10 protein-coding genes and 4 pseudogenes are annotated in these 10,965 nt (G+C 58.1%); 5 read left to right on the plus strand and 9 right to left on the minus strand.

Features of this window, described 5'->3' with window-relative positions; genetic code table 11:
* The 4 genes and pseudogenes from EOB59_RS31545 to EOB59_RS31565 all read right to left on the minus strand — a co-directional run.
* A partial coding sequence (locus EOB59_RS31545) for a PfkB family carbohydrate kinase (RefSeq protein WP_128290061.1) occupies positions 1-749 on the minus strand: 749 nt, incomplete at its 3' end.
* A gap of 254 nt (positions 750-1,003) precedes the next feature.
* A pseudogene (locus EOB59_RS31550) lies at positions 1,004-1,147 on the minus strand (JAB domain-containing protein); the annotation flags it as partial.
* A gap of 784 nt (positions 1,148-1,931) precedes the next feature.
* Positions 1,932-3,728, minus strand: coding sequence for an autotransporter outer membrane beta-barrel domain-containing protein (locus tag EOB59_RS31560; protein ID WP_128290063.1), 1,797 nt, complete (start codon positions 3,726-3,728; stop codon positions 1,932-1,934).
* 164 nt (positions 3,729-3,892) lie between these two features.
* Positions 3,893-4,138 carry a hypothetical protein gene (locus EOB59_RS31565; RefSeq protein ID WP_128290064.1) on the minus strand — a complete coding sequence of 82 codons (246 nt, stop codon included), beginning with the start codon at positions 4,136-4,138 and terminating at the stop codon, positions 3,893-3,895.
* Positions 4,139-4,281: 143 nt separating this feature from the next.
* On the opposite strand from EOB59_RS31565, the pseudogene EOB59_RS31570 reads away from it, so the two are divergent.
* Positions 4,282-4,785 (plus strand): annotated as a pseudogene (locus EOB59_RS31570) (DJ-1/PfpI family protein); the annotation flags it as partial.
* Between the two features lie 47 nt (positions 4,786-4,832).
* Here EOB59_RS31570 and radC read toward each other — a convergent pair.
* Positions 4,833-5,138, minus strand: a pseudogene (gene radC / locus EOB59_RS31575) (DNA repair protein RadC); the annotation flags it as partial.
* A 77-nt stretch (positions 5,139-5,215) separates the two neighbouring features.
* Between radC and EOB59_RS31580 the strand changes: the two are divergent.
* Entirely contained in the window at positions 5,216-6,049 is an 834-nt protein-coding gene (locus EOB59_RS31580) for a hypothetical protein (RefSeq protein WP_128290065.1), read from the plus strand.
* Positions 6,050-6,053: 4 nt separating this feature from the next.
* Here the strand turns inward: EOB59_RS31580 and EOB59_RS31585 are convergent, their stop codons facing one another.
* Both EOB59_RS31585 and EOB59_RS31590 read right to left on the minus strand, forming a co-directional pair.
* Positions 6,054-6,908, minus strand: a complete 855-nt coding sequence (locus tag EOB59_RS31585; RefSeq protein ID WP_128290066.1) for a hypothetical protein — start codon at positions 6,906-6,908, stop codon at positions 6,054-6,056.
* A 2-nt stretch (positions 6,909-6,910) separates the two neighbouring features.
* The gene (locus EOB59_RS31590; RefSeq protein ID WP_128290067.1) at positions 6,911-7,147 is read right to left on the minus strand and encodes a DUF6471 domain-containing protein; all 237 of its coding nucleotides are present in this window, start codon (positions 7,145-7,147) and stop codon (positions 6,911-6,913) included.
* A gap of 102 nt (positions 7,148-7,249) precedes the next feature.
* Between EOB59_RS31590 and EOB59_RS31595 the strand changes: the two genes are divergently transcribed.
* Together EOB59_RS31595 and EOB59_RS31600 are read left to right on the plus strand one after the other, a co-directional pair.
* On the plus strand, positions 7,250-8,206 hold the full coding sequence (locus EOB59_RS31595; RefSeq protein WP_128290068.1) for an IS1595 family transposase: 957 nt from the start codon (positions 7,250-7,252) through the stop codon (positions 8,204-8,206).
* Between the two features lie 403 nt (positions 8,207-8,609).
* Positions 8,610-8,810: a hypothetical protein gene (locus EOB59_RS31600; protein WP_128290069.1), complete on the plus strand. Its 201-nt coding sequence runs from the start codon at positions 8,610-8,612 to the stop codon at positions 8,808-8,810.
* Between the two features lie 289 nt (positions 8,811-9,099).
* Here the strand turns inward: EOB59_RS31600 and EOB59_RS31605 are convergent, their stop codons facing one another.
* Positions 9,100-9,516, minus strand: a complete 417-nt coding sequence (locus EOB59_RS31605; protein ID WP_128290070.1) for a hypothetical protein — start codon at positions 9,514-9,516, stop codon at positions 9,100-9,102.
* 67 nt (positions 9,517-9,583) lie between these two features.
* Positions 9,584-10,048 (minus strand): annotated as a pseudogene (locus EOB59_RS31610) (UPF0758 domain-containing protein); the annotation flags it as partial.
* Positions 10,049-10,282: 234 nt separating this feature from the next.
* Here EOB59_RS31610 and EOB59_RS31615 point away from each other — a divergent pair.
* The coding region (locus EOB59_RS31615; protein ID WP_164895808.1) for a MipA/OmpV family protein at positions 10,283-10,965 on the plus strand (683 nt) is incomplete at its 3' end.

Below are 10,965 nucleotides of genomic sequence, written 5' to 3' on the forward strand. Positions count from 1 at the left end.
ACGGGTGATTGTGGACCAGGATGATGGCGGTGGCCGAGAGTTCGAGGGCGCGCCTTCCAGCCCGCCTGATGAAAGCGAGCGATGGACGCGGTCATCGTCTCGTAGTGGAAGCCTTCGATATGAAGGCAGGCCGGACGTTGCTCGGGCTGGATATCCAGATTGGCTGTCAGGTCGACCTCGCCAAGCTCGAACGGTTCGCTGATGATCGTCCGGCTGCCATTGCGCTCGATGATCACGATCGCCTGGGAGAGGCGGTTGTTGGGCGTGTTGCGGATCGGCAAGGCGTGGACACCCAGTTTCGAAAGCGCGCCGAGCGCCCAATCGCTCTCTGGATCCTGGCCAACTGCTGTCGCCAGTTCAACGTCCAGCGCGTAGGGTGCTCCGATGCCGGCGGCGGCAACCGCGAGATTGGCCGCGGGGCCACCCAGCGCCTTGTCGATGTGGCTGGCGGTGATCCGGTCGTCGCGATGCGGCAGCACGTCGACGCGGCACAGGAAGTCGACACTCACCCTACCTGCGACCAGAAGTCTTGGCAGGTGATCTAGGTTCTTTGGCCTGCGTGGTGCGCGGCCCGGCAGTGAGCGCGCAAAGGAGCTCGGCCGATACATCAGCGCGGCAACCGCCTTCTCGATGCGGTCGCGCGTGCCTTCCTTCAGGCTTGCCGTTCCATTGATGAAGTTCGACACCGTGCCGATGGAGACACCGGCGGTTCGTGCGACATCCGCTATGGTCGGGCGCTTGCGTTGCAATGGCGGAGTTCCAATTGAAGCGTTTCAAAACGGTAGCAGCGAAAATGCGATGCCTCAACGGAATTGTCTTCTAAAAATCAAGAGAGCACTCCTCTCGATTGGAAGTTTAATCCAGAGATAGAGCGGACCTTGGGCCCTCTTTCCAAGATTGAACAATTTTCAAATTTTTTGGTAAAAGATTGTGCAAGCGAATTTCCTGCACTTCATTCGATCGCCCGGGCTTGATCGGACGGTCTTGGCATGCCCCCGGCCCGTCAGATCAGCAACAGGCCCTTCATGCTGGCATATCCCTTCAGCCCGACGATGATGTGGTCATGCACCGCGATGCCCAGCCGCTTGCCCGCCTTGATGATCTCCTTCGTCATTTCGATATCGGCTCGTGAGGGTGTGGGGTCGCCCTTCTGGGATGCGTAGGGAACTCTATTCGCGAGGTTCACGATTGCTCATGTTCCTTCCCGTTGAGTCGATTTGTCGCGCGACACTTAACGGTTTGCTGATTTGCCCATTGGTTTAGGTCGGCCACGGGATAGACGATGGACTTTCCAATCTTCACGAACGCTGGCTCGACGCGCATTGCTCGCCAGTTGACCAATGTCCCGGTCGAGATAGCGCCGCGACTTCGCGCAAGACTGAAAGCGGGTTCTGACCAAGGTAGAACATCGCGGCTGCCGGCTAGAAAAAGGCCGGAGGGAAGTGCGATCATTTAGTCTGATGCTCCGGGCAGGATCAACCAGCAGGGCCCTCCGAAGGCGGAGCGAACACGGCGGATACTGTCGGCGCGCCACCACGCTGGTTACTGCCGAGCCGCCGGGAGCACCCCAGCGTAGAGTTGGCAGCGACCGATGGCCCGACAAAATGCTCCGACCGTCTCAGGCGATGACTGCTTTGCGCCCTCTTTCCGGTCATTCCGAACTGAGGCTCGATCTCCCAGAGGCGGCCTTTGCAATGAGGTCTCTCTAAAATCCGAGGTCGCGATGCGGCACCAGTCCGGCGATGCGCGCAAAAGGCGCCCGATCCACGCACGTTGGATCGGCGTGAGCCGGGCGGCAATAGTGTTAATTGCCACGGTCTAAGAAGCAACGACTATCAGGGTGGTAGTAGAAACTCGTGGGACAATTAGATTCTACTCGGCCGCGCAAGTGTAGCCTGTGAAAGTCCGCGCAAACCTCAATACACTATCGGCTAGAACTGCCCGCCGACACTGGCTCTCACGCCGTGCCTACGGCTGTCCTCGAAGCCGAAGTTGCCGGTGTAGTCCAGCCCCAACCGCATGCCGTTATTCAAGTGAAGATCTGCACCCAACCCTAGCGTGACCTGGTTCTGCGCAAAAGCTTGTGTTTGAACATTATAAATCAAGCCTTCCGGAAGATCTGCGTAACGGATATCAACGGAGCTGTCGCCCTCTAACTCGTGCATATATTCAAGCCTTAGACGCGGGGTCAGTGTGCCGACTTCAAGTGCTAAATCGGTAGACGCCGCAAAGCCCAGCGAGCCACCAAAGCTGTCAACCTGCTGCCTGCCATACGCAAGCGAGTATTCGCCGGCCCCTGTTTCCGAAAAGCCGTTCAAGATCGACGACGAGCCCGACAACCTAGCAAACGGCGTCAGCTTCCACGCTCTCAGCTGCGTGTCATACCCCGCGGTAAGCGATGCGTAAAACTGGTCACCATCTCGGTCGCCGCTCCCAAACGCACCTGAGCTCGTATCAAAACGCCTTGAGTTGAAGTCGAATGAGCCATAGCCGATCAACGCATCGACAAAGAAACTCGGTGTTGCCATAAAACTTCCGTAGATAGCCGCGCTTATCGCTTCGCCGTCGCTAGTCGTGCCGTTTGTACCTATGTCACTGCTGTCGGTACTGTAGCCCAAAGAAATGCCGCCAACGAAACGCTGGCTGAAACGGTAGTCGACACCTGCCGTGAGATTGTAAGCGATCGAGTCACGCCCAGCCTCGCCTGCACGGTCAGTACTGCCAACATCGACCGAGCCACTCGTCCACATCGACAGGCCGAGCTTCTGCGCGCCGTCATCACAAAGTTCGTTGAGTTGCGGCGTTGACAGTCTCTCGGTGCCGCCATCAGCGTCAGGACCGGAAAGCTGAACAGTGTTGGCAAGAAACTGGCGGCAGCTCTCGTCGTGCAGAGCCGCCATGCGCCGGTTGATGTTGTCCATCTGGCTCTGGGCGAACTGCTGCGCAGCCTGCGCCTGCGCCGTTAACAATCCGCGCACATCTGGATCGGTCGATGGATCGGGCCGCGCCTGCACGGTAATCGTCACGGTTGCGGGGTCGGATACGCCACCCGGCCCCGTTAGCGTGTAGTTAACGACTACGACCCCTTCGAACACAGGTGTTGCGTCAAACTGCAGAGCGTAATTGGGCGCGCCAACGATGGTTGAGACACCGCCCTCCACGGGAAGACTGGACACGATAGTTGCCGCCGAGAACGGCCCCCCGGTCGCGCCGGGAGTCAATGGCACAGTGACAGTCGCACCTGCCAAAACAGTGGCCGTCAAGTTCGGTGCCGTTGGCAGAGCGGCATCGTCGTTGAGGATCGTGCCAACCCCCTGACCATCGGCGATGGTGACATTGACCGGGTTGCTCAGGTTGAGCGTAAACGTCTCATCCGGCTCGGAAATCGTGTCGCCATTTACCGGGACATTGATTGTCGCCGTCGTGGCACCAGGCAGAAACGTAAGGCCCACAGACTGAGCCACATAATCGGAACCTGCAGTCGCTGTACCGTCGGCCGTCCCCACCTGCACGCTGATAGAGTTAGCGCTCGCGCTGCTCAGTGTCACCGCAAACTGGGCTGACGTGGTCCCCGCATCGCCCTCGACAATGGCAACGTCGCCGACCGAGATCGTTTGTGCAAAAGCCGGGTTAGCCGCGGCCGCTGCGAATGCCAGAACGCACAATGGAACAGTGAAGCATGACCGAGACGCGCGCAGTAACCACGAATAAATCAAATAAAACTGCATCGGCCACCCCTCCGAGAGCGATTCGCATTAAATCTAGTGACAGGCACATCACCAGCCATCGCCAATAAAAATTGTTGGATTTTGCAGTTATGTCGCAATCGTGCAACATGCCCCGATCACCTTTGGCTGCAGCTAGCTAGGAGCAGCGGTGCGTAAGTATTGAACTAAGACTGCAAGCGCCAGCCCGCGCTATTTGCATAGCTCTCTAGCAAGCCCCGCAGCTTTCGCGACCGGCTGGATGCCTCAGCTTGAGCAGACTCGGCCTGGATATTGCGAAAACGTTCGCGCTTCACCGGGGACTCCGACCAATGTCCTTCCAGCGTTTTGTCTGTGTCCACTCCGATGCCGATGCGGATGTTCACGTGCAGCACGCGCTTGTTAAGCCGGGCGAGCAAGGTCAGTTCGCTCATCGGCGTCTCACCGAAGCACTAACCAACCGGCGCCAGCTTTGCGCCGCATATCGGTCAGTGCGGCGATTTCGCGGGTACTGAAAACCGACACCACCATATGACAGAGCTGCAGGCCTAGTTACCGGGGAAGCAGCGGCGGATGCGATCAGACCTACACCGAAAAGCCCGGTCACAACGCGCTGATCAACAAGACCTTTTCCGACGCCGAGAAGCAGTTGAGCCAGTACGATGCTGTCTACTGCGCCAGCGGTCGTGGCCCCGAATATATCCGCACCGACAAGCGCGTGCAGGCGATGGTGCGTCATTTTCACGAAGCGAAAAAGCCGATCTTCACGATCTGCCATGGCGTCCAGATTCTGATTGCGGTCGACGGCGTCGTCCGCGGCAAGAAGGTGGCGGCGCTCGCGGCTTGCGAGCCGGAGGTGACGCTTGCTGGCGGCACCTACATCGATCTATCTCCCACCGATGGCTATGTGGACGGGACGATGGTGTCGGCCAAAGGTTGGACGGCGCTTGCGGCGTTCATCCGTGAATGCCTGAAGGTGCTGGGAACGGAAATCCGCCACGCCCGAGCCTTTTGCCGGGTCTCGGCGCCAGCGCCCCAGCTGAGCGCCGGTCCCTGCATTTGCCGGCGCGATCGGCGTTGAGCGTCGCGCCAAATGCGCATGGCAGGCCAGGCAGGTAGCATCAAGCTTCAGATCAGCAGCAGGCCCTTCATGCTGGAGTGGCCTTTCCTGCCGATGATGATGTGGTCGTGGACGGCAATGCCAAGCGGTTTTGCCGTCTCGATAATCAGCTTCGTCATCTCGATGTCGGCGCGCGACGGCGTCGGGTCGCCTGACGGGTGATTGTGGACCAGGATGATGGCGGTGGCCGAGAGTTCGAGGGCGCGCCTGACCACCTCGCGCGGATAGACGGGGGTATGGTCGACGGTGCCTGTCTGCTGAACCTCGTCGGCGATCAGCGCGTTCTTCTTGTCGAGGAACAGGATGCGGAACTGCGGTCTTATGTAGCAAACGCACCAAAGGCAAAAAAGGCGAGACTCCACAACAACAAGCAAGAAGTTAGTTGTGACCCATGGAAAAGAGCGACCGCCTCGCGAAAGTCGAATCCAGAATTTCACTTAGCCAGCAAGTGGTTGGCGGCGTGGGATGGGCTCTCAGTTATTTCGGCCTGTGGCCTTACCTCATTGCGGCAGGTTTAGCCGTGTTCGCCGCGTTGTATCGCGTTCTCGGCTTGGTAGGTCAATACGGATGGGCGGGCTGGTTTCTTCTGGCTCTCGCAAGTGTCGTCGTGGTTGCGCTCGCCGCGAGCGCCGTATTTAGCGCCCAAGCGAATTACAAACGAGCGAAGAAAAATCCAACCGACACCGGTCGGTCTGAATTGGGATCAATGTTTGCAGCGGCCACAGGAGTAGGAGAACTCAAAGGCCAGTTGGACACGTTTGAGGAAGACACCCGCGCTGCTCTCAATTCCATCCAATTCAAAATGGACATCTATAACCGGTCGGTTTCAAAGATAAGCGATTCCTATTCAAGTCTTCGCCTTTTGCGGCGCGCAGACAAAGCAAACCGGGAGCTGACCCTGGCCCGCACATTCATGGACAAGGTGCTGAATGGAGAATGGTCCGATTGGGTCAAGTGGTCGTCTGCGAAGGAAACAATGGAGGGGTACCTGCGCACGTACGCCCACCAGATGAGGAATTTCATCCAAGCTGACGAAGATATATTCAAAGTCAGCGCCTATCAGTATGCGCCAAACTGGCTAGGCGATCGGAAGATCAACTTTCCAGACGATCAAGTGAAGCATGAATTTCTGACGCTGCTCGCGTATCTTCATAACGCGCGGGACACGCACGTTAAGCTCTTGTCGAGGTTCGCCAGCCGCGTGGTGCCTGACTCTGCGCTCTGAGAAGTTATTCTCCCGGAATAGCGTCATGAACCGCAATGACGATGTAGCCTTTTGGCTCGCCAGCGACTGACTGCACCTGAACGTCCACAACAAAGGTGCTTGTCATCGGGTTCGCGTCTTTGGTCATCTGGCCTTTGAGGTCCGTGACAAACGACCGACGAAACCATACCGGCAAAGGCTTGTCAGAAATTGACGGGATAACGCCCTTGTCGCCAGTGCGGCCCTTTTCTTTACCGGGGCTGCGGTTGGCTTGGTCCATAAACAGCATGACTTCGCGTTTGATCTGGTGATCCGGGGTCACGTTCGGCGCATCCAGAAGCGGCGCGTCATCGGACAGCGCCGCGTCGATGTTGATGGCCGCGCGATTCAGTTCCGTTTCATCAAAATCATACTCAACCACGGTTTCCTTTTCCCCGTCGGTCTTTCTGTAGCGCGCATGCTTGATGCCGAGTTCCGCCCCCTTTTTGCCGAGCAGAGGCTTCACAAACTCCCGTATATCGCGAGCGTCATCCTCGGAAGGAGGCTCTAAGCGAACCGGATCCGATGGACTGCCAGAGAACGCTTTAATGCCTCGCCAGATTCGATTAGTGAAATCGGCAACGATGACGACCGCATCAATCGGCTGCACAGCCTGACCAAGCATTTGAACGTACGGCGCGATCTCCATCAAGATCGAACCCGTTTCAAGCTTGGTGACGTAGAGCTTTGGTGCGGTCTCGCCATGCGGCCTGTAATGCCGCCCATACATGCGAGCAAGCGCTGAAAAGCTCTCCGAAAGATCGCCAAGCTCTATCGGCTGGCCCGGATCAAGCAGAACTACAATCCTGTCGCCTTCGCGTCTCGATTCAAGATCGACCATTATTAAAGCCGGATGTCTGTTGCCTGTATTACGTCCAAACACTGTAGCAAAAAGGCGGCAGTAAAGCCACCACGACTGATCTTATTATTTAAATTTCTTTCGTTCTCATGAACGCCAATAGCGGCAAGCTTTTCCGCAAGCTGCGCATAGGTGACGCCCTTGCGCTTCAATTCAGCTTTCAGGAGGTTCTTCGCCCGCGTCTCGTACTCGACGTTTGCCGGGTCGTCTTTACGTGCCATTGCCTCGCCTCAAAAATATCATCGTATTTGATGATATATGCCCTTGTAATCGATTATACAACACGTCATATACGATGAAGAATATCACCGGATATGATGACAATGGCACAGCACTTCCTCCTTTCCGCCGAAAGCCGCACCCTCTCTCTCAAAGAGATTTACAAGGGTGGCGAGGAAAAGGCTTACGACACGTTCAAGCGCCTTCGTTGGGCTTCGACGCAAGGCGAGCCTGTTTGCCCGAAATGCGGGTGCCTGGATCACTACGACATTCCGACCCGTCGCAAGTTCAAGTGCGCCGCTTGCGGTGCGCAGTTCTCCGTTACGTCCGGCTCTATCTTCGCCTCGCGCAAGCTGGCGTTTGTCGATTTGCTCGCCGCGATCTGCCTTTTCGTCAATGGCGCGAAGGGCATGTCGGCGGTCCAGTTCTCCCGCGATCTGGACGTGCAATACAAGACCGCCTTCGTGCTGGCTCACAAGCTGCGCGAAGCCCTGTCGGCTGAAACCAAGAACGCAACCCTTGGAGGCGAGGTCGAGATTGACGGCGCTTACTTCGGCGGCGTGGTGCGCCCTGAGAACCGCGTAGAGGACCGCAAGGACCGCCGCATGAAGGAGAACCAATCAGACCGCCGCCGCGTTGTCATCGCCCTTCGTGAGCGCGCTGGCCGCACCTTGACGTTCATCCGCCACCGCGAAGCCGAAGGCGTCGATATCGCCCGCGCTCGTATGCTGGCCGGTTCCAAGCTGTTCGCTGACGAAGCGAACCATTGGGACGTGCTGGAAGGCGAATTTGCTTCGACCCGTATCAATCACTCGGAAAGCTACAGCGACGGCCACGGCAAGCATACCAACATGGTGGAAAGCTATTTCAGCCGCCTTCGTCGGATGGTTGCCGGTCAGCACCACCACGTCTCGCACCGCTACCTCTACCAGTACGCCAACCATGCCGCATGGCTTGAAGATCACCGTCGCCGGTCGAATGGCGGCAATGCGTTCGCCCTGCTTGGTGGCGCGCTCAATCATGCCGTGAGTCGCGTTTGGGCTGGGTACTGGCAACGCTAGGCCGCCGCCGAATCAGGTTGCAATTTGTGCAGTGCACAATCTAGACGAGTCGACCAGAATCAGGCTATACGACGCAAAATATGCGAAAATCGCAAAACAGGCGGGGTGGGAGGAAACCAGCCAAGCCTTTGAATTCAGAGACCTTTTTTGCACCCACATTATAATGTGGCAGGGTGCACTTGGCGTTGCCTTGACTCCGGCAAGACGCGAGACTCTTATCCACTTTGTGAGGGGAACATTCCTTTCGCCTGATACGACAAAGCCGGGGCTCGCAACCCCGGCTCCGTATCGGTAACCGCAGTGCTTTGGACGGCTTGCGGCTAGTCGGTATGTACGTGCGGGACCCTACTCGCAATCGACTCGCTGTCAAGTCGTCCAAGCGTCCTAAAGGAGTTTTAGGATCATGACGACAGACAATAAACCACCATACCAGCTCACATACGATGATGCAGTCGACGTTTGGCTGCGCCATTGGGCTGGGCAATATCAGCATCACATTGCCGCCGTCTATGGCGTCAATCCGGGCCGCGTGAATGACGTTCTCAAAGGGCGGAAACACGCAGGTGCCGAACAGGTGGCCGCTTCGAAAAGGAGGGCTGCCTAATGGCTAGTAGTTCCGTGAAACTTCTTTGCGGCTCTTGCAAGGTCGACCTTGAAGGACCCGCGAATGCGAAGGACCATGACGTGGTTGCGTGTCCCCGGTGCGGGCGCAGTGACACACTCAAAAACGTCTTGCGGGAAGTCACGAAGCATACCGAGGAAGTGATGGCTCGCGGCCTTCAGAAAAGCCTGAGCGGCGCGCTGCGAGGGAGCAAGAGCGTCAAGTTCTCTGGCAACCCCGTCCCACATCGCACCTATCGCTTCATCAGCGACTTGAAACTTTGACATAGTTTCTACTCCTGCGGTCGGCTGTCATGGCCGGCCGCTTTGGCCTTCCGCCGCCGCCAACCCTTGGCCGTCTTGATGTTGTTCATGATTGGCTTAACGAACGCTGTATCCCATCCCTTGGCCTGTACGATCCGAGTTGCCGTCTCCCGGTTCGACGCGCTGCCCGCTGCCTCATGCTTCAAGATCAGCCCGTAAAGCTCGCCTTTGCGAAAGCGGCTTGGCGTGCGCCGTAGCGGCACGATCAGCGACGGATCGCCCTTGTAGCCAAGGATGAGTAGCACCGCGTCTATGTGTTGTAGCTGGTCAGCCAGGTCCGCGCCCTTGAACCGGATCGCGCCGGATATCTCGGATCGCTTCGCCACAAGGGTGTTGATTGCGTGTTCGTATCGGGTGGAGCGGACGATAGGGGCAACTCTGGGCATCCCCGGATTTTATGGGAATCCACCCTTTAGGTCGTGCGGGAAGTTGGTGCGTTTGCTACATAAGACCGCGGAACTGCTCGCGCGCCTCGAAGGCCATGACCGACCGGCAATAGGCAAGAAGCTGTGTCCAGGACGAGAGGACTTCGCGACCCTGCACCTCTCCGCGCGCCATGCGCTGCGCGGTTGCCGCGACGATCTTGAGATCGAGCGCCACCGCAGGGCCAATGCCCTTGATTTCCTGCAAGAGGCCAACCGGCGCCCCGAGCACTTCGGCCAGCGTGCCGAAGCGCGCCAGCAGCGCCTTGGCCGCCGGTTTGGTGTCGGCACGAGGGATCAGGCGAAAAAGCAGAAGTTCCAGAAGTTCGTAATCGGGCAGGGCGTCCGGACCCGCCAGGGCAAAACGCTCGCGCAGTCGGTCGCGGTGACCGAGGTAATGCGGCTTTTCGTCGAGCGTCGCCTTGGCTTTCGCCGCAGGCCGCATCGGCGCTTCGGAGAAGAAACTCCGCTCGTCGTCGTCGTTTGTGTTCCCCATACACCGCCCACATTGCTCCAGCGCAGACATTAGAACTGTTCTGGCCGGGATTGAAACAGTTCTGTTCCCCGATCGCGAGACGCCCCACGGCAGATCGTGGCTATGGCTTTCTCACACGGCAAGATGAAACCACGATTGCGCAACAAAACTTAACATCACTTAACGCATGCGGCCACTTTCACCTGACATGTTGGCGCCATCGGAGGCTCGTTGCCTCGCTATACTGGAGCACGCATGTTCACCAAAATTGACTCTGGACTGTTTGCCCGCCGGGCATCTCTTGCGGCCATGGCAATCCTGCTTTCAGCCCATTCGGAGGGCGCGCTCGCGGCCGACGCCATTGCCGTCGATACCGACGATTTCACCCCGCCGCCCGAGCCTTCCCGTTTCGGGCGCATCGAACGGAAACTGTCCGACTGGCATGTCGTGGTCGGCGGCGGCGCCATCATCGTCCCCAAATACGAAGGCAGCAATGAGTTCAAGATCATGCCGGTGCCTTTCGTCACGGCGACATTCCTCGACACGGTGACGATCGACCCGACAGGTGCCAACATCGCCGTCTATGAACAAGGACCGTTCGCGTTCAGCGCTCGGCTTGGCTACGAGATGGGCCGCAAGGAAGACGACTCCGACCATCTGCGCGGCTTGGGGGACGTCGACATGGGCGCGACGGTCGGCGTGAAGGCAGCGGCGAAGTTCGGTCCGGCCGAAATATTCGCGCAACTCGACAAGACCATCGGCGGCAGCGATGGCCTTGAGGGCAGGGTGGGGATCGAGGTGACCCGGCCTCTGTCTCAATCGTTGATGATCGGCGCCAGCGCGTCCGCCGTCTTCGCCGACGAAAATTACATGCAGGCCTATTTTGGTGTCACGCCCGAACAATCGGCTCGCTCGGGGCTGGCGCGCTATGATGCCGG

Source organism: Mesorhizobium sp. M7A.F.Ca.MR.176.00.0.0, assembly GCF_004023165.1.
In the GTDB taxonomy this organism is placed as follows: Bacteria; Pseudomonadota; Alphaproteobacteria; order Rhizobiales; family Rhizobiaceae; genus Mesorhizobium.